This is a genomic window from Streptomyces sp. 5-10 (genome assembly GCF_014712245.1).
GTDB classification, from domain to species: domain Bacteria; phylum Actinomycetota; class Actinomycetes; order Streptomycetales; family Streptomycetaceae; genus Streptomyces; species Streptomyces violaceusniger.
This window is the reverse complement of the sequence record NZ_JACVYG010000011.1, coordinates 103140-120642: the sequence shown is the minus strand read 5'-3', so window position 1 is coordinate 120642 and position 17503 is coordinate 103140. Positions and strand designations below refer to the sequence as shown.

Annotated in this window: 14 protein-coding genes; 7 read left to right on the top strand and 7 right to left on the bottom strand. The window is 72.3% G+C overall.

Annotation, left to right across the window (positions count from 1 at the left end; all coding sequences use genetic code 11):
- Positions 1 to 33 precede the first annotated feature (33 nt).
- The 5 genes from IEJ02_RS16110 to IEJ02_RS16090 all read left to right on the top strand — a co-directional run bounded on the left by IEJ02_RS16110 (position 34) and on the right by IEJ02_RS16090 (position 4792).
- On the top strand, positions 34 to 1464 hold the full coding sequence (locus IEJ02_RS16110) for a hypothetical protein (RefSeq protein WP_191065514.1): 1431 nt from the start codon (positions 34 to 36) through the stop codon (positions 1462 to 1464).
- A 17-nt stretch (positions 1465 to 1481) separates the two neighbouring features.
- Positions 1482 to 2339, top strand: a complete 858-nt coding sequence (locus tag IEJ02_RS16105; RefSeq protein WP_191065513.1) for a YhjD/YihY/BrkB family envelope integrity protein — start codon at positions 1482 to 1484, stop codon at positions 2337 to 2339.
- A gap of 98 nt (positions 2340 to 2437) precedes the next feature.
- Entirely contained in the window at positions 2438 to 3169 is a 732-nt protein-coding gene (locus IEJ02_RS16100) for a DUF7873 family protein (protein ID WP_191065512.1), read from the top strand.
- Between the two features lie 578 nt (positions 3170 to 3747).
- Entirely contained in the window at positions 3748 to 4395 is a 648-nt protein-coding gene (locus IEJ02_RS16095; protein WP_191065511.1) for a glycoside hydrolase family 25 protein, read from the top strand.
- An 88-nt stretch (positions 4396 to 4483) separates the two neighbouring features.
- Positions 4484 to 4792, top strand: a complete 309-nt coding sequence (locus IEJ02_RS16090; RefSeq protein ID WP_137979671.1) for a hypothetical protein — start codon at positions 4484 to 4486, stop codon at positions 4790 to 4792.
- A 124-nt stretch (positions 4793 to 4916) separates the two neighbouring features.
- On the opposite strand, the gene IEJ02_RS16085 is transcribed toward IEJ02_RS16090, so the two are convergent.
- From IEJ02_RS16085 to IEJ02_RS16065, 5 genes are all read right to left on the bottom strand, one after another.
- Positions 4917 to 5147: an EF-hand domain-containing protein gene (locus tag IEJ02_RS16085; RefSeq protein WP_037960901.1), complete on the bottom strand. Its 231-nt coding sequence runs from the start codon at positions 5145 to 5147 to the stop codon at positions 4917 to 4919.
- Positions 5148 to 5290: 143 nt separating this feature from the next.
- The gene (locus IEJ02_RS16080) at positions 5291 to 5944 is read right to left on the bottom strand and encodes an N-acetylmuramoyl-L-alanine amidase (RefSeq protein WP_191065510.1); all 654 of its coding nucleotides are present in this window, start codon (positions 5942 to 5944) and stop codon (positions 5291 to 5293) included.
- A 450-nt stretch (positions 5945 to 6394) separates the two neighbouring features.
- On the bottom strand, positions 6395 to 6898 hold the full coding sequence (locus tag IEJ02_RS16075; protein WP_165556277.1) for an ATP-binding protein: 504 nt from the start codon (positions 6896 to 6898) through the stop codon (positions 6395 to 6397).
- A 301-nt stretch (positions 6899 to 7199) separates the two neighbouring features.
- The gene (locus IEJ02_RS16070) at positions 7200 to 7967 is read right to left on the bottom strand and encodes an enoyl-CoA hydratase/isomerase family protein (protein WP_191065509.1); all 768 of its coding nucleotides are present in this window, start codon (positions 7965 to 7967) and stop codon (positions 7200 to 7202) included.
- A 157-nt stretch (positions 7968 to 8124) separates the two neighbouring features.
- On the bottom strand, positions 8125 to 9342 hold the full coding sequence (locus IEJ02_RS16065) for a L,D-transpeptidase (RefSeq protein WP_191065508.1): 1218 nt from the start codon (positions 9340 to 9342) through the stop codon (positions 8125 to 8127).
- 328 nt (positions 9343 to 9670) lie between these two features.
- Here IEJ02_RS16065 and glgX point away from each other — a divergent pair, with 328 nt between their 5' ends.
- The gene (gene glgX, locus IEJ02_RS16060) at positions 9671 to 12019 is read left to right on the top strand and encodes a glycogen debranching protein GlgX (protein WP_191065507.1); all 2349 of its coding nucleotides are present in this window, start codon (positions 9671 to 9673) and stop codon (positions 12017 to 12019) included.
- Positions 12020 to 12136: 117 nt separating this feature from the next.
- Positions 12137 to 15814: an ABC transporter ATP-binding protein gene (locus IEJ02_RS51070; protein ID WP_370467060.1), complete on the top strand. Its 3678-nt coding sequence runs from the start codon at positions 12137 to 12139 to the stop codon at positions 15812 to 15814.
- A 102-nt stretch (positions 15815 to 15916) separates the two neighbouring features.
- Here IEJ02_RS51070 and IEJ02_RS16045 read toward each other — a convergent pair whose 3' ends face one another.
- Together IEJ02_RS16045 and IEJ02_RS16040 are read right to left on the bottom strand one after the other, a co-directional pair.
- Positions 15917 to 16585: an aspartate/glutamate racemase family protein gene (locus IEJ02_RS16045; RefSeq protein WP_191065504.1), complete on the bottom strand. Its 669-nt coding sequence runs from the start codon at positions 16583 to 16585 to the stop codon at positions 15917 to 15919.
- Positions 16586 to 16708: 123 nt separating this feature from the next.
- Positions 16709 to 17485, bottom strand: a complete 777-nt coding sequence (locus IEJ02_RS16040) for an AroM family protein (RefSeq protein WP_317985811.1) — start codon at positions 17483 to 17485, stop codon at positions 16709 to 16711.
- Between the last annotated feature and the right edge of the window lie 18 nt (positions 17486 to 17503).

The following is a 17503-nucleotide window of genomic DNA, read 5'->3' as shown; positions in this document are numbered from 1 at the left end:
GTCCCGCGCGAGGTCCCGCGCGAGGGAGGACCCATGGATCCGTCCGCCGACGCCTCCGGTCCCGCCGAGCCCCACCCGCTGAGCGGGAGCGAACGGCGGGAGTACGAGCGGCTGCGCGGGACGGCGGCCGTACACCACCGGCGGCTTCGCCACGCGGGCGCGTGCGTGCTGCTCGTCCTGGCGGTGCTGCTCTCCCCGCTCGCCGTCGTCGCCACCTGGCTGCACGAAGAGATCACCGACCCTCACCGGTATGTCCAGACCGTCGCCCCGATCGCCAGGAACCCCTCCGTCCAGTCCGCCGTCACCAACCGGCTCACCCGACGCGTGGTCGACCGGGTCGACGTGCCCGCCATCACCGCCCACCTCGCCAGGAACCTGGACAAGACCGGAGCCCCGTCCGTCGTCGTGAACGGCACCCGGATGCTCGGCGGGCCGCTGGAGAGCGCCCTCACCAACGCCGTGCAGCACGTGGTCCACAAGGCGATCACCAGCGAACAGTTCCCGTTGGTGTGGGACGCGGCCAACCGCCGCGCCCACGCCGCCGTCGTCAAGGTCCTCACCGGTGAGGGCACCAGCGCGGTCCAGGCCCGTGGGAACGCGATCGTCCTGGACATCGGCACCCTCGTCGACAACGTCAAACAGCGCCTGGTCCGGGCGGGCTACGAGAAGGCCGCCAAGTTTCCCCACATCGACCGGCAGTTCACGCTGGTGCGGACGGACAAGCTGGACGAGGCGCAAGGCGCGATGCGTCTCCTCGACATCCTCGGCACCTGGCTGCCCGCCGTGACGATCGTGCTCGCCGCGCTCGCCGTGTGGGTCTCCCCCGCGCATCGGATCACGCTGCTGGCCGCCGGGGTCGGCACGGCGGTGATGATGGCCGCCTTGCTGGTCGGTCTGGCCGTGGTGCGCGGCGTCTACCTGGACTCCGTCCCGCCCACGACCCTGCCCCGGGGCCCGGCGGCCTTCATCTTCGACACGCTCGTACGCTTCCTGCGCGAAAGCACCCGCACCCTTCTCGTCGTCGCGATCGTCACCGCGCTCGCCGCGTATCTGTACGGCCCCGGGCGCGGGGCCCGCGTCGTCCGCTCGGCCGCGGCGCGCGGCACCGGCGCCATCGGCCGGGGCCTGGCCCGCCTCGGGGCCCGCACCGGGGGCTTCGGCCGCTGGCTGGACATCCATCGGGCCTGGACCACCGGCGTGGTGATCACGGGCGGCGCGCTGGCCCTGGTGCTGTGGAACCACCCCACCCCGGCGTCCGTCGGGCTCGTCCTCGGCATCGTCGTGGGGGCCCTGGCGCTGCTCGGCGTCCTCGCCGGGGCGGCCGGTCCAGCGGCGAACGGCCCAGCGGCATCCGGCCCAGCGGCGTCCGGTCCAGCCGCGCACGGCCCCGCGACGGGCAGCCCCGCTGCGGGCGGCCCCGCAGCCCCCGGCCCCCCGGCCGACGGCCGTCCCGGCGGTCCCTGACGGCCGGGCGGAAGGCCATGAGGGCGCTGCGGACGCTGTGGGAGGCCGTCACGACCGCGATCGGCGGTGGCCTGGCCGCCCGGTCCCTGGAGCGGCTGGTGGCGGTGAACGTGCTGGAAGCCGCCACCCGGCTGGCGGCCCAGGCGTTCCTCACCGCCCTCCCCCTGCTGATGGCGGTGGCGGCCTTCGTCCCCGATACGCTGCAACACCTCCTGGCCGACTCCCTGCGCTCGGTGGTGGGTGTGCGCGGTGACGTCCTCGACGAGGTACGCCGTACGTTCACCACCCGGGGAACGGCCAAGAACACCTCGGGGGCGGTCGGACTGCTGGTCGCCCTGGTGTCCGCTACGGCGTTCAGCAGGGCGCTCCAGGCGATCTGCGAACGGTGCTGGGGGCTGCCCAGGGCGGCCGTGCGCGTCACGGCGTGGCGCTGGCTGCTGTGGCTGCTCGTCTGGCTCGCGGTGCTCCTCGTCCAGGCGCCGGTGCGCAAGGGGTTCGGCACGGGCGTCGTCTCCGGACTCGCGCTGTCCCTGCTGTCGGCCGTTCTGCTGTGGTGGTGGACCCAGCACCTCCTGCTGAGCGGCCGCGTCACCTGGACGCATCTGCTGCCGGGCGCCGTGCTCGCCGGCGTGGGGACCGTCCTGCTGGGTTACCTCTCCCGGCTGCTCATGCCCGTGGCCATGGCCCGCAGCCTCGCCGACTTCGGCCCGCTCGGCCCCGTCTTCACCCTTCTGACCTGGCTGATCGTCGTCTTCCTCATCGCCGTGACCGGTCTCGCGGCCGGGCCCGCGGTGGCCTCGTCGGCCTGGTACGCACGGACCATCCGCCCGCCGAGGGGACGGAGGCGCCCCTTAAGGCCGCCCCAGCACCCCTGAAGGCCGCCTCAGCGCTCCTGAAGGCCACCCCAGCATCCCTGAAGGCCGCCTCGAATATCGTTCGAGAGCGGGCGTTCCGCACTGCTAGCGTCCCTCACGTGGCGAAACTCAATCAGATCATCGCAGTGGAGAAGGGCGTCAAGTCCAAGACGCAAGCGGACCTGACGGCGTCCCAGCGCCGGCTGGACAAGCCGGCGCTGCTGGCGGGGATTTCCCGGACGTATCAGCCGAAGGACGAGGAGGGCGAGCAGCTGCCGCCCGAGTCGACGCGGGTGCAGGTGAAGGCGGAGGACGTCCTCCGGGAGACCGCGACCACGCTGACCCGGCTGTTCGATGTGACCGCCACCAAGGACTGGACGAACTGCGAGGCCCGCGCGGACATCGAGGTCGAGGGACGCACGCTGCTGCGTGATGTGCCGGTCTCGTATCTGCTGTTCCTGGAGAAGCAGCTGACGGATCTCGCCACCTTCATCCGCCGGCTGCCGACCCTGGACGCCGCCGAGTCGTGGTCGCTCGACCCGTCGACGGACTGCTGGAAGACCGAGGCCGTGCGGACCGTCCGTACGAAGAAGGTGCCCAGAAACCATGTGAAGGCGGAGGCCACGGAGAAGCACCCGGCGCAGGTCGAGGTGTACTACGAGGACATCCCGGTGGGCTACTGGACGACCGTGAAGTTCTCCGGCGCCCTCCCGGCGCGGCGCGTCAATGAGGTGCTCGACCGGGTGGAGAAGCTCCAGCAGGCGGTCAAGTACGCCCGCGAGGAGGCCGACGGCGTCGAGGTCACCGATCAGCGCGTGGGTGAGGTGGTCTTCGGCTACCTGTTCGGGTAGCGTCATGGACTCCCTGGCCGCTGGGTCAAGCGGCGGTGCGGGGTGCGCGAGGAGCGCAAGCTGATACTGAAGCTCGTCGTGATGCACGCGGTTGCGTTGGGAGGTTTTGACCACCTCCTTCGAGCACTTGGTCACGAGAGGGGACGGTCCGTCCCAGGAGGTAGCCGGGATTAGCCCCCGGTCTTCGGGCGGGCCGTGCGCCCGTGGCACGCGTTCAATCTCAGATTCTCGCTCCAGCCTCAGCATTCGCCGCCGATCGCCTCACCGACCGGGCACGGGCTCCGTCGTCGGATGCCGGTTCGAATCCGGCCCGCCCCGCTTCGTGGAGCGGTAGTTCAACGGAAGAACACGACGACATCAGACTGACCCGTTCCCATCCGGGTGGGCGTGCGCAGTTGGGCGGCATCACAGGGCCCGGGGGATGGCCAAACCCTCGGGTCCGCTTCTCCTCCCGCCCGTCTCCCCGTGGGTGGCACCGAAACGGCTGCGGATCGCGATCCCGTCCCAGTAGGGTCCTGCCTACGAGAGGGGGAATAACACCCGTGTATTCACCCCGTTCTTGACCCGAGGTAGGCGCCATGCTGCACGGCATCGACGTGAGTTCGCACCAGTCCACGTTCGACGCGGACGGACTGGCCTTCGTCTTCATCAAGGCCACCGAAGGCCGGTCGTACATCAACCCGAAGCAGGCCTCGCAGGCGTCCCGGGCGCGCAAGGCGGGATGCGTCGTCGGCTTCTACCACTTCCTGTGGCCGGGCAACATCTCGGCACAGGCGCGCTACTTCGTCGAGAAGTGCGCGTCCCAGAAGCACGATCTGCTCGCCGTGGACTGGGAGACCACCGGTTCCGGCACCCGCGCCAGCAACGCCGAGAAGGACCGGTTCATCCGCGAGGTCAAGAAGCTGCGGCCCACGCACCGGGTGATGCTCTACTGCAACCGGAACTTCTGGCTCAACCACGACACCACGTCGTACGCCGGCGACGGCCTGTGGATAGCGGACTACGTGACGGCGGGCAAGCCGCGCATCAAGGCGAAGTGGCGGATCCACCAGTACACCGATCGCCCGCTGGACAAGGACGTGGCGAACTTCTCCAGCAAGTCCGCGCTCCAGGCCTGGGCCGACCCCAGCCGGGCGGCACTCACCGCGGATGAGGAGACGGAGGACGTGGCGGACGTCCACACGGCGGAGGACGTGGAGGACGTGGAGGACGTGGAGAAGGCCTGACCGGGCCCCGGGCCAACGGGGCCTGGCCGGGCGCCCCGGGCCCGGGCCCCTCGGGGCGTTGTCGGTGGGGGCGCCTACGCTGCCCGGTATGAGTTACGCAGACCTGCGCGAACTCCGCAGCGCGCTCACCACCGCGTCGGACATCGCCTTCTCGCTGGACGCCGCACCCTCCGGGCCGGAGACCGAGCTGCTCACCGACGCCCTGCGCCGGGCGCTCGCCGCGGCCGGTTCGCTGACCGCCGAGCACGGTTCCACGGGCTGCCCGGAGCATCCGCGCGGGGCCGTCGATCCGCTGTACGGGGATCCGGAGGACCCGCTGCCGCCCGGCTACGGCCGCTGTCTGCTGTGCAACGACCGCAGACGGCGGGCCGGCGCACAGCGGCGCGGCTGGCGCTGACGCGCCGGCCGCGCCGTCGTCCGTACGGCCCGTGTCGCCGGTCTTCGGCCCGCTCAGCCAGCCGGTCTTCGGCCTGCTCGGCGGGTCCGCTCGCGGCCTGTTTCAGGCGGTCTTCTCGCCGCTTTCAGGCGGTCTTCTCACCGCTCTTGTTCTGGGCCGCCCAGAACTCGTCGAAGGTGAGCAGCCCGTCACCGTTGGAGTCGTGGGCGTTGATGACGGCCTGGGCGACGGGCTCCGTGACATACGGGTCCCCCAGCTGCGCCATCACGCTCTTGTACTCGGCCGCGGTGATCTGGCCGTCACCGTTGAGGTCATACCGCTCGAACGCCTTGCGCGCCGCCTCGATGTCCGCCACCTGTTCCGCCCCTTCCGTGCGTTTGCTGACCCGCACAGATTAGCGGTCGGGGGTGGCCGGTTCGTCTCGGCCGTGTCACGGCGCGCTCGGCATCCGGTTCGCGGCGCACACGGCGCCCACGGCGTACGCCGCGGTTCGCGGCCTCAGACTCCGCGGTGTACCCGGCTCCCTCCGTTGACCAGCCTCATGTAGCGGTCCCAGTCCCACAGCGGGCCGGGGTCGGTGTGGTCGGTGCCCGGGACCTCCACATGGCCGATGATGTGGTCCCGATTCTTGGGGATGCCGTAGCGGTCGCAGACGGCCGCGGTCAGGGCGGCGGACGAGGCGTACATCTCGTCCGTGAACCACTTGGGGTCGTCCACCCAGCCCTCGTGCTCGATGCCGATGCTGCGGTTGTTGTAGTCCTTGTTGCCCGCGTGCCAGGCGACGTCCTTCTCCCGGACGAACTGCCCGATGTAGCCGTCGGCCGAGGCGACCATGTAGTGGGTGGACACCTGTTTGGCCGGGTCCTGGAAGATCTTCATCGCGTCCGGGAAGGTCTCCTGGGTCACATGGATGACGATGAAGTCGATCGGATACGAGGTCGGGCGGCTGGAGACGCGGTAGTTGGAGGTGGAGGCCGGGATCCAGTGGGTGGGGGGATAGGCGGCCGCGCGGCGGCGGTGTCTGCCGTCGGCGTGGGCGGTGGTGGCGGTTGCGGTGGTGGCGGTTGCGGCGAGTCCGGTGGCGGCGGTGGCGAGATAGGCGCCCGAGCGGAGCAGGGCGCGGCGGGTGGGGGTGCGGCCGTGCGCTTCCATGGGGGGTCTCCCGAATGTCGTAGCGGGGACAAAGGGGGTGACGCGTGGGGGTGTGACGCGCGTAGCGCGGTTCCATGGTGAGTGCTCGACAGGGCCATGCCAAGAACCGACGAGCAAAGAAAGATTTCGTGTCACGGTCTGGACCACTGGAGTTTCGAAAGAAACCGGTAGACAACGAAGGAAATTTGCCGCTCTACCCGCCATTAACAAGGCAAGTGTTACACCTCACCTGGGATTGGCTTGGAACTGATCTACCGTCTCTGCGATAGTCGGGGCCGCGGCCCCCATTGACCCGAGCGAGGTCGCTTCCCCCGAATGCCATGGCGAACACCCCTTTCGCGCCATGGCCGGGGACGGGAAGGGGCCCCCGTGCCGTCGGCGCGCGACGACACGGGGGCCCCTTTCAGCTCTTTCACGCTCCGCGCGAGGTCCACACCGGCGCACGGAGGGTCAGTTTTCCGCCACGCGCATCTCGAACCAGGTCGTCTTGCCGCACGGCAGCAGATCGACCCCCCACCGCTGGGAGAGCTGGTCGACCAGCATCAGCCCGCGCCCGCTGGTATCCAGCTCCCCCACCGGCATCAGACACGGCAGCCCCCGGGAGGGGTCGCGGACCTCGACCCGGATCCAGCCGCGCCGCCGCAGCATCCGCAGCCCGAAGGTGCGGGCGCCGGTGTGCCGTACGGCGTTGCCGACGAGCTCGGAGACCAGCAGCACCGTGTGCTCGGCGAGCTGAAGACCCAGCCCCCAGTCCCGCGCCACCACGAATTCGGCCATCCGGCGGGCGGTCCCCGCGGACTCGGGGCGGGAGGGCAGCCGCACCTCCTCGCACGCGGGGTTCCCGAAGAGGTCAAGCGCCCTGAGGGCCGGATCGTCCTCGACGGACGACACCCCCCGCACCGCAGCCGTACCAGTGCGCTGCCGCGGCTGCTCCATTCCCTCCAAGCCCGCCATGCCCCCCATCATGGCCGCCCAAAAGGCCATCCGGGGCGGAACCATGGGATTCCGAACACCGGAGCCCCAGGCTCCATAAATCCGATCCGACATATGCCAAAGGCAGTTGGAGAACCGCAACGCCCCATCTGACCAGCGATGTCACCGCGCGTACGCGTGATCACCCAGCGTACCGGACCGGGTCGGTCGAGGGCCGATGGTTGGCGAAGAAAATTCGCTCGCACGGGGCATACGCGGCGCAACGGCCTCGGCCGGGGTGGCCCCGCACACCCCGGCCGAGGCGATCAGAACCGGTCGGGGGTCAGCGGAACGTGGCCTTGCCCGGCCCGTCCTCGACAAAGCTGCGCATCCCGATCTCCCGGTCCTCGGTGGCGAACAGCCCGGCGAACCAGCTCCGTTCGATGGCGAGACCGCTGTCGAGGTCCGTCTCAAGACCCCGGTCCACCGCCTCCTTGGCCGCGCGCAGAGCGATCGCCGGTCCCTTGGCCAGCTTCGCCGCCCAGGCATGGGCCTGCTCATAGACCTCCTCGGCCGGTACGACCCGGTCCACCAGGCCCATGGCGAGCGCCTCGTCGGCCTTGACCTGACGGCCCGTGAAGATGAGGTCCTTGGCCTTGGCCGGGCCGACCAGCCGGGCCAGCCGCTGGGTGCCGCCCGCGCCCGGGATCAGGCCGAGCAGGATCTCGGGCTGGCCGAGCTTGGCGTTCTCGGCGGCGATCCGGAAGTCGGCGCACAGCGCCAGCTCGCAGCCGCCGCCGAGGGCGTAGCCGGTGACGGCGGCGACCACGGGCTTGGGAATCCGGGCCACGGCGGTGAAGGACTCCTGTAGGTCACCGGAGCGGACCACCATCGCGGCGTGGTCCATCTCCCGCATCTCCTTGATGTCCGCACCGGCCGCGAACACCTTCTCACCGCCCCAGACGACCACCGCGCGTACGTCGTCGCGGCGGGTCACCTCGGCCGCGAGCTCCCGCAGCCGGTCCTGGGTGGCGATGTCGAGCGCGTTCATCGGGGGGCGGTCAAGGCGGAAGGTGGCAACGCCGTCGGCAACCTCGAGGTTCACAGTCATGTGCGCAGGTTAGCGCCCGCTAACACGGGAGCGGAGGGCCGGGGCGAGTGCCGGGCAGGGGCGCCGGGGGATGCCGGGGCAGCGCGGGGCGGGTGCCGGGGCGGCGCGGGGCGGGTGCCGGGGCGCCCTCAACGGGGCGCCCGGACACCGGCCCAGGTCACGCCTTCCACTTCTCCCAGGACATGTTCCAGCCGTTGAGCCCGTTGTCCGGCTGGATGGTCGCGTCATGGGAGTTCTTCACGATGACCACATCGCCGATGATCGACTTCCGGAAGAACCAGGACGCCGGGGTGGAGGAGTCCCCTCCGCCGCGCTGGTCGAACAGGCCCACACAGCCGTGGCTGACATTGGACGAACCGAACGTGGCCCGCCCCGCCCAGTAGTTGCCGTGGATGAAGGTGCCCGAGGTCGACAGCCGCATGGCGTGCGGCACGTCCTTGATGTCGTACTCCCCGTCGAAGCCGACCGTGGCGCCGTTCATCCGGGTCACCGGATGCTTCTCGCTGATCACCATCTTGCCGTTGTAGGTCTCGTGGCCGGGCGCGCCGGAGGTGATGGGGATGGTCTTGATGGTCTTGCCGTCCCGCTTGACCGTCATCTTCTTGGACTTGGCGTCGACGACGGAGATCTGGCTGCGGCCGATGGTGAACGTCACGGACTTCCGCTGCTCGCCGTACACCCCCGGCCTGCCCTCGATCCCGTCGAGGTCCATACGGAGCGTCACCTTGGTGCCGGGCTTCCAGTACTTCTCCGGCCGGAAGTCCAGCCGGTCGTTGCCGAACCAGTGGCCCTCGATCGGCACCGACGGCGAGGCGCTGACCTTTATCCCCTTCTCCACGTCCGCCGGGTGGGTGATGCCTCGGGTGAAGTGGAGCGAGACCGGCATGCCGACGCCGACCGTGGAGCCGTCCTCCGGGGTGTAGACGCCCAGGAAGGTGTTCTTGGGGCGGAGGGTGGTGAAGGTCGCGTGCTTGGTGGCGGTCAGGCCCTGGGCGTCCTTGGCGACCGCGTCCACCGTGTAGGTGGTGTCCGAGCGGAGATGGGCGTCGGGCCGCCAGCTCTTCCCGCCCTGGGCGATCTTCCCCTCGACCGCGGTGCCCTTCGCGTCCTTGACCTTGACCGAGGACAGGGTGCCCTTCGCCGAGGTGACCTTCAGCGCGCCGCTGGTGTCCACGCCCTTGGCGCCGTCCTTGGGCGCTATGGTCACCACGGCCCGGGAGGTCTTGGGCCGGTCCCCCTTGCCGTCCCCGCCCTTCTTACCGTCCTCGTCGGAGCCGCCGCACGCGGCCACCGCCATCAGCAACGCCCCGAGCAGCAGGGCGAGAAGCCCCTTGCGGCCGCCCCGCGCCGCCCCCGGTATCCGCCGCACCGTCACAACAACTCTCCCCTCCCCAGGGCCGCGCCCCCGCGGCAACCCCTGATCACGCGCAGGCGCGCCTGGCGATAGGTAATCACACGCCACCGACAGTGGGCTCCCCCCGATGGTCACGTTTCAGTCCCGGGGCCGGAGAGGTCCCAGGGTGATCGGCCGGTGGCGGTGCCGGAAAACGTGCGAGTCGGCGGGATTACGGGCAGAACAGGTGGGAGGGCGCGGGCCGGGCCGTGCGGTACGGGACACCGCGGGCCCACCGGCCCGCCAGGAGGTGCTGCCCGCCTCCCTCCGGCCGAGCGGAGGCGGTTGGCCGCGAGCCGCGGAGGCCGATGTGTCCAGTGCAGCCGAGCAGGAGACGCGCGCAGCCCAGCGGGAGACGCGCGACGGCACCCCCGCACGCCCCTCGGCGACGGCGGTGGGGCACCCCGCCGGCCACCGCCCCACGGCCGTCGCGCCGCGCCGCGACCGGTCCCCCGCCCCCGCGGCGGGCCCCGCCGTGCTGCCGGGCAGCCCGGAGCCGCTGGGCGCCCGCCCCTGCCGGGGGCCTGACGGGGCGTGGGGGACCAACTTCGCGCTGTGGGCGGGCGGTGCCGAGGCCGTCGAGCTGTGTCTGTTCGACGACGACGGCCACGAGCTCCGCCGTCCGCTCACCGAGCTCACCCACGAGGTCTGGCACGGCTTCGTCCCCGGTGTGCTGCCCGGCCGCCGCTACGGCTACCGCGTGCACGGCCGCTGGGACCCCTGGACCGGCGCCCGCTGGAATCCGGCGAAGCTGCTGCTGGATCCCTACGCCCGCGCCGTGGACGGGGACTTCGCACTGCCCGCGGAGGTCTACGGACATGTGCGGGACTGGCCGCAGCAGCATGTGGCGGACACCGTACGGGACGACCGCGACTCCGCCCCGTACGTCCCCAAGGGCGTGGTCGTCGGCGACGACACGGCGGACGGCGCGCCCGACGAGTGGACCGAGGACCGGCGGCCCAAGACGCCCTGGGCCGAGTCGGTGATCTACGAGCTCCATGTGCGCGGCTTCACCATGCGCCACCCCGGGGTGGAGCCCGAACTGCGCGGCACCTACGCGGGGCTGGCGCATCCGGCGGCGATCGAGCACCTGACCCGGCTCGGGGTGACGGCGGTGGAGCTGCTGCCGGTGCATCAGTTCGCCCATGAGGACCATCTGCTGCGGCGGGGGTTGCGCAACTACTGGGGCTACAACTCCATCGGTTACTTCGCGCCGCACGCCGGATACGCGGCCGGCGGCACCCGGGGTCAGCAGGTCGGGGAGTTCCGGCGGATGGTGCGGGCCCTGCACGCCGCCGGGATCGAGGTGATCCTCGACGTCGTCTACAACCACACCGCCGAGGCCAATGAGCTGGGCCCCACCCTCTCGCTGCGCGGTGTCGACAACCGCGGCTACTACCGGCTGCAGCAGGACCCCCGCCGCTACGCCGACTTCACCGGCTGCGGCAACACCCTCAACGTCCTCCAGCCCCACGTGCTGCGGCTGATCACCGACTCGCTGCGCTACTGGGTCACCGAGATGGGCGTGGACGGCTTCCGCTTCGACCTGGCCAGCGCGCTCGCCCGCGCCGCGCACGGCGTGGACATGCTCTCCCCCTTCCTGGCCGTGGTCGCGCAGGACCCGGTGCTGCGCCGGGTCAAACTGATCGCGGAGCCGTGGGACGTGGGCTCCGGCGGCTATCAGGTGGGCGCCTTCCCGCCGCTGTGGGCGGAGTGGAACGACCGCTACCGCGACGCGGTGCGGGACTTCTGGCGCGGGGCGCTGCCCGACGCCCGCGATCTGGGCTACCGGCTCACCGGCTCCAGCGATCTGTACGAGCGCGGCGGCCGCCGCCCGTACGCCTCGGTCAACTTCATCACCGCGCACGACGGTTTCACCCTGCGCGACCTGGTCTCGTACGAGCGCAAGCACAACGAGGCCAACGGGGAGGGCAATCGCGACGGCTCCCCCGACAACCGCGCCTGGAACTGCGGCGCCGAGGGCGAGACCGACGACCCCGGCATCCGCGCGCTGCGCCGCCGCCAGCTGCGCAATCTGCTGGCCACCCTGCTGCTGTCCACCGGGGTGCCGATGCTGGTCGCGGGCGATGAGCTGGGCCGCACCCAGGGCGGCAACAACAACGCGTACTGCCAGGACAACGAGACCGGCTGGCTGGACTGGTCGCTGCTGGAGGACCCGGGCTGGCGCGCCCTCACCGAGCTCACCGCCCGGCTGATACGGCTGCGCCGGGCCCATCCGGTGCTGCGCCGCCCGGCCTTCTTCTCCGGGCTGGCCCGGCCCCCGGAGGGACTGCGCGACCTGGCGTGGTTCACCCCGCGCGGCACCGAGATGACCGAATCCGACTGGTACGCGCCCACCACCGCCCTCGGGGCCTATCTGTCGGGCCGCGAACTGCCCCAGCGCGATCCGCACGGCGCCCCGGTCACCGACGACAGCTTCCTGGCACTGCTGCACGCGGGCCCGCACCCGGTCACCTTCACCCTGCCCGGGCGGCCCTGGGCCCGGGGGTACGAACTCCTGCTGGACACCGCCCGCGAGGAGCAGGACGCGCCCCCGGGCACACTCCTCGCGGCGGGCGCGCCCATCGAGCTTCCGGAACGCTCGGTCCTGCTGCTGCGCGCCCTCACCTCCGTGGACCTACGCCAAAAAACCGAGTGAGCACTGTCAGTGGCGGACCGTAGTCTCCCCACTGATGGCTGTGACGAGTGAACCCCGCGCCCAGGAAGGCGATGCCGCCCCGCGGCACCGCTCCGCCACGCGTTCGCTCCTGCGGCTGTGGCCATATGTGCGCCCGGTGCGGGCGCGGCTGTTCGGCGCGGCCGGGGTGGCGGTCGTCGCCTCCTGTATGGGGCTGGTCATCCCGCTGGTCCTCAAGTGGATGGTGGACGGGCCGGTGGCCCACCGGGACCCGGGCGGGGTCTGGCTGGGCGGTGCGCTGCTGCTCGCCCTCGGCACGGCAGAGGCCGCGCTGTTCGGGCTGCGGCGCTGGCTGGTGGGGCGGCCGCTGGCGTCCGTCGAGGCCGCGATGCGCGCCGATCTCTACCGCCATCTGCAGCGGCTGCCGGTCTCCTTCCACGACCGCTGGGCCTCCGGTCAGCTGCTGTCGCGGGCCACGACCGATCTGATGCTGCTGCGGATGTTCCTGGCCTTCCCGCTCACCTTCCTGGTGGTCAACGGGGTCACCATCCTGGCCGGGTTCGCCATTCTGCTGTCCCAGGAGTGGACGCTGGGCCTGGTCCTGATGGTTCCGGCGGTGCCGCTGATGATCCTGTGCTCGCTTTTCGAGTCGCGGTACTCGACGGTGGCCCGCACCGTGCAGGACCAGACCGGCGATCTGACGACGGTCGTGGAGGAGGGGGTGCTGGGCGTCCGGATCGTCAAGGGCTTCGGCCGCCACCGCAGCCAGGCCCGCGCCTTCCGCGCCCTGTCCGAGCAGGTCCGCTCCACCGAGCTGCGCAAGGCGCGGCTGCTGGCCACGATCTGGGCGCTGATCATGACGCTGCCGGAGCTGGCGATCGGCGCGGCGCTGGTGCTGGGCACGGTGCGGGTGGCCGACGGGGATCTGTCGGCGGGCACGCTGGTCGCCTTCCTCTCCACCGCCCTGACGCTGCGCTGGCCGGTGGAGTCCCTGGGCTTCCTCCTCGCCATGAGCCAGGACGCGGCCACGGCCACCGACCGCTATTTCGACGTCATGGACGCGGAACCGGCCACGGCCGCCGACCGGGCCCGGCCCGCGCCCGCGCCCGCGCGGGAGCCCGGCGAGGGCCGCGAGGACGGCGAGGACGGCGAGGACGGCGGGGACGGCGAAGAGCGAAAAGGCGAGGGCGGGCTGCGGTTCGAGGGGGTGGAGTTCGGCTACGCGGACGCGCCGCCCGGCGAGCCGCCCGTGCTGCGCGGGGTGGATCTCCACATCCGGCCCGGCGAGACCATGGCGCTGGTCGGGGCGACCGGCTCCGGGAAGACCACCCTTACCGCCCTCGTCCCCCGGCTCCACGAGGTCACGCGCGGGCGGATCACCCTCGACGGGCGGGACATCACCGCCCTCTCCCGGGAGGAGCTGCGCGCCCTGGTGGCCGTCGCGTTCGAGGAGCCCACGCTGTTCTCCGCCACCGCCGGGGAGAACGTCCTCATGGGCGCCGCCGACGCGGGGCGGGAGGAGCTGCTGCGGGCCCTGGAGGTGGCGCAGGCCGACTTCGTGCACGCCCTGCCCGAGGGTACCGACACCGAAGTCGGCGAGCAGGGGCTGAGCCTGTCCGGCGGTCAGCGGCAGCGGCTCGCGCTGGCGCGGGCCGTCGTGGGCGGCCCCCGGTTCCTGGTGCTCGACGATCCGCTGTCCGCCCTCGACGTACACACCGAAGCGCTGGTGGAGGCGGCGCTGCGGCAGGTGCTGGCGTCCACGACCGCGCTGGTCGTCGCCCACCGGCCGTCCACCGTGCTGCTCGCCGACCGGGTCGCGCTGCTGTCGGAGGGCCGCATCGCCGCCGTCGGCACCCATCAGCGGCTGCTGCGGGAGAGCGCGGAGTACCGCTCGCTGATGTCCGGTCAGGAAGCCGAGGAGGGGGAGGGAAGCCCATGACCACGGTCGAGGAGGAGCGGGAGGGCACGGACGACTGGGACGACCGGGACGACAAGGACGGAGACGGGGGCCGGGCGGCGGCGTCCGACGACCCGTTCGACCGCGATGTGCTGCCGGTGCCCAAGGGGGCGTCGCTGGCCCTGCTGCGTTCGCTGCTCTCCCCGCACCGGCGGCGGGTGTGGCTGGCGGCCGTGTCGCTGCTGCTCCAGCAGGCCGCCGTCCAGGCGGGTCCGCTGCTCGTGGCGTACGCCATCGACCGCGCCGTGCCCGCCCTCGGCGACGGCGACCACGGCCCGCTGATCGCCGTCGGCGCGGGCTATCTGGGCTGTGCGCTCGCCTCCGGGGCGCTGCAGTACGCGTTCATCCGCGCCTCCGCCCGGATCAGCCAGGACGTGCTGCTGGATCTGCGCGGCCGGATCTTCCGCCATGCCCAGGCGCTGAGCGTGGACTTCCACGAGCGGTACACCTCCGGCCGGCTGATCTCCCGCGCCACGACGGACGTCGAGTCGCTGCGCGAGCTGCTCATCGAGGGCCTGGAGGAGCTGCTCGGGGTCGCGCTGTCGGTGGTCTACATCTCCATCACGCTGCTGTATCTGGACTGGGGTCTCGGCGGGGCGGCCGTGCTCTCCTTCTGGCCGCTGTATCTGCTGATCCGCTCCTTCCAGCGCCGCTCCATGCGGGTGTACCGCAAGCGGTCGACGGCCATCGCGGCGGTGATCGTGACGTTCACCGAGACCATGAACGGCATCCGCCCCGTGCAGGCGTTCCGCCGCGAGCGCGCCAACGACGCGCGCTTCGGCGAGCAGAACCACCGCCATGAGCGCGCCAACGGGGACGCGATCCTGGAGATGGCCCGCTATGTGGTCAGCTCCCGGCTGGTGGCCAACGCGGCGGTGGCCGCCATCGTGCTCTGGGGCGCCTACCGGGTGGCCTCCGGTTCGCTCGCGCTCGGGGTGCTCGCCGCGGCCGCGCTGTATCTGCGCAGGCTGTACGACCCGATCGACCGGCTGGGGATGTTCCTCAACTCCTACCAGTCGGCGGCCGCCTCGCTGGAGAAGATCGCCGGCCTGCTGGCCCAGCGCCCCTCCGTGCCCGAGCCCGCGGAGCCCAAGCCGCTGCCGCCGCGCCCGACGAAGGCCCCCGGCCGGGAGGTCGTCTTCGACGGGGTGCGCTTCGCCTATCGCACTGGCGGCGAGGTGTTGCCCCGCTTCGACCTCACGCTGCCCGCCGGGCAGACGGTCGCGGTGGTCGGGGCCACCGGCGCGGGCAAGTCCACCCTCGCCAAGCTGCTGGCCCGCTTCTACGACCCCAGTGACGGCCGGGTGCTGCTCGACGGGGTGGATCTGCGCGATCTGGCCATACCCGAACTGCGGCGCGGTGTGGTCATGGTGACGCAGGAGGCGTTCCTGTTCTCCGGCACGATCGCCGACAACATCACCATCGGCCGCCCCGACGCCACCCGCGCCGAGATCGAGCAGGCGGCCAAGGCGATCGGCGCGCACGACTTCATCGCCGCGCTGCCCGACGGCTACGACACGGATGTGCGCAAGCGCGGCGGCCGGATCTCCGCCGGTCAGCGCCAACTGGTGGCGTTCGCCCGCGCGCTGCTCGCCGATCCGTCGGTCCTCATCCTCGACGAGGCCACCTCCTCCCTCGACATCCCGGGCGAGCGGGCGGTGCAGCGCGCCATGGACACGGTGCTGCGTGGCCGTACGGCGGTCGTCATCGCCCACCGGCTGTCGACGGTCGAGACGGCCGACCGGGTGCTGGTCATGGCCGACGGCCGGATCGTCGAGGACGGCCCGCCGGACCGGCTGATCGCGGGCGAGGGCCGGTTCGCGGCACTGCACCAGGCGTGGCGGGACAGCTTGGTGTGAGGCGGGCGCCGGGTGCGGTGCGGGCACCGGGTGCGGCCCGGCAACGCGTGGACGGCGCCCGGCAATCCGTTGATGGCTGCCCGGCAATCCGTGGACCGCTGCTCAGGCCCCGTACGCGTACGAGGCCAGCAGCCCGGCGGCGAGCACCGGGTCCACGACCGGGACGCCGAGCCGCCGCTCCAGCAGGGGCCGGACGCCGATGGTGTTCAGGCCGGTACAGGCGAGGAGCAGCGTGTCCGCGCCCGACGCGACGAGCCCGGCCGCGGCCTCCAGCACCGCCGCGGGCCCCTCCGGGGCGAGCAGGTCGGTGGTGCGGTGGACGCCGTGGGGGCGGACGGAGGCGGTGAAGCGGTCGCCGAGCAGGGCGCGTACGGCGGGCGGTGCCTCGTCCCGGATGCCCAGCACCCCGACCCCGCGGCCGAGGCCCAGGGCCACGGCGGCGGCCGCCGACCCCGCGCCGATGACGGGGACGCCCACGGCCCGACGCGTCTCCTGGAGCGCCGGATCGGCGGCGCAGCTGATGATCAGCGCCTGCGCCCCGGCATCGGCCAACTCCCGGGCGAGCGCCACGATCTTGGGTTCGGCGCGGGCCTCGGACTCGTCGTCATGGATGCCGTAAGGCTGGTCGGGGATGCACCGCGAGACGGTCGGCAGACCGTAGCGCTCCTCGATGGCCGTGCCATGGGTGGCGACGGCGACGGGGTCCTCGCTGGTGAGGACCCGGATCACCCCGATGGGCCGGGCCGGGGCTTCGGACGGGGGCACGGACATGGTGGACCTCCGGTGGTGAGGTGCCGGCTGCGGGGCAGCGGGGGCGCGGGCGGAGGCACGGAGGCGCCGCGCGCCGACCACGCCGAGGATGCGAGGGAGTACGCGGCAGGCGCCGCGCGCCCGTTACGCCGAGGCCGCCACCACCTCCGCCGCCATCCGGACGGCGATGGCGCGGGCCAGCAGGACGGGACGCTCGGCGGCCCGAAGGGCGGCGGTGCGCATCCGCTCGGTGTAGCCGATGCAGTCCAGGACGAGCCAGGAGCTGCCGCGCTCGACGAGCCCACGCGCGGCGGCGGCCACGTCGTCCAGAACGCGCTCGGCGGGGCCGTACGGATCGGCGGCCGCGGCCTCCACCCGGCCGGGCAGCAGCTCCGCCCAGCGCCGGGAGACGTCCTCCGCCTGGTCCGGATGCGGGCAGACGATGCCCACGGGGTCGGTGCCCACGGCCGCTGCCACGGCCTGCTGCACCAGCGGTTCGGCGAACAGCAGCGGCCGCCGGGCCCGTACCGCCGGGAAGCGGCCGGTGCACAGCAGCAGGGTCGCGGCGGCGCCGTCCCGCTCCGCGCGGGCGACCGCGTCCGCGATGCGCGGGACGATCGCCCCGTGCCCGAGCAGCACCGAACGGCCATCGCGCAGCCGGGAGACCAGCGGTGCCTCGCCGTCCTCGGGGGCCAGCAGCCGGCGGGTCGCGGCCTCGGCGTCGCCGTCGAACCGGTCGGCGTCGAGCGCGCCGTGCTCGACCAGGCGCACCCCGGGCAGCAGCGGTTCGGCGTCCGGGCGGAGGTCGGCGCGCGGGGCCTGGCCGATGGTGACCAGGCCGAGGGCCGGGCCGCCCGCCGGGTGGTCGCGGTCCACGGCCTCCGTGATCTCAGTGATCTCCGTGGTCTCCGTGGTGTCCACAGCGTGCTTGTCCTTCCT

Bases quoted from the DNA above. Each gene is read 5' to 3' on its own strand.
- IEJ02_RS16090 (WP_137979671.1), top strand. From the start codon at position 4,484: ATGAGTTACGCAGACCTGCGCGAACTCCGCAGCGCGCTCACCACCGCG.
- IEJ02_RS16105 (WP_191065513.1), top strand. From the start codon at position 1,482: ATGAGGGCGCTGCGGACGCTGTGGGAGGCCGTCACGACCGCGATCGGC.
- IEJ02_RS16075 (WP_165556277.1), bottom strand. From the start codon at position 6,898: ATGGCGGGCTTGGAGGGAATGGAGCAGCCGCGGCAGCGCACTGGTACG.
- IEJ02_RS16095 (WP_191065511.1), top strand. From the start codon at position 3,748: ATGCTGCACGGCATCGACGTGAGTTCGCACCAGTCCACGTTCGACGCG.
- IEJ02_RS16045 (WP_191065504.1), bottom strand. From the start codon at position 16,585: ATGTCCGTGCCCCCGTCCGAAGCCCCGGCCCGGCCCATCGGGGTGATC.
- IEJ02_RS16080 (WP_191065510.1), bottom strand. From the start codon at position 5,944: ATGGAAGCGCACGGCCGCACCCCCACCCGCCGCGCCCTGCTCCGCTCG.
- IEJ02_RS16070 (WP_191065509.1), bottom strand. From the start codon at position 7,967: ATGACTGTGAACCTCGAGGTTGCCGACGGCGTTGCCACCTTCCGCCTT.
- IEJ02_RS16110 (WP_191065514.1), top strand. From the start codon at position 34: ATGGATCCGTCCGCCGACGCCTCCGGTCCCGCCGAGCCCCACCCGCTG.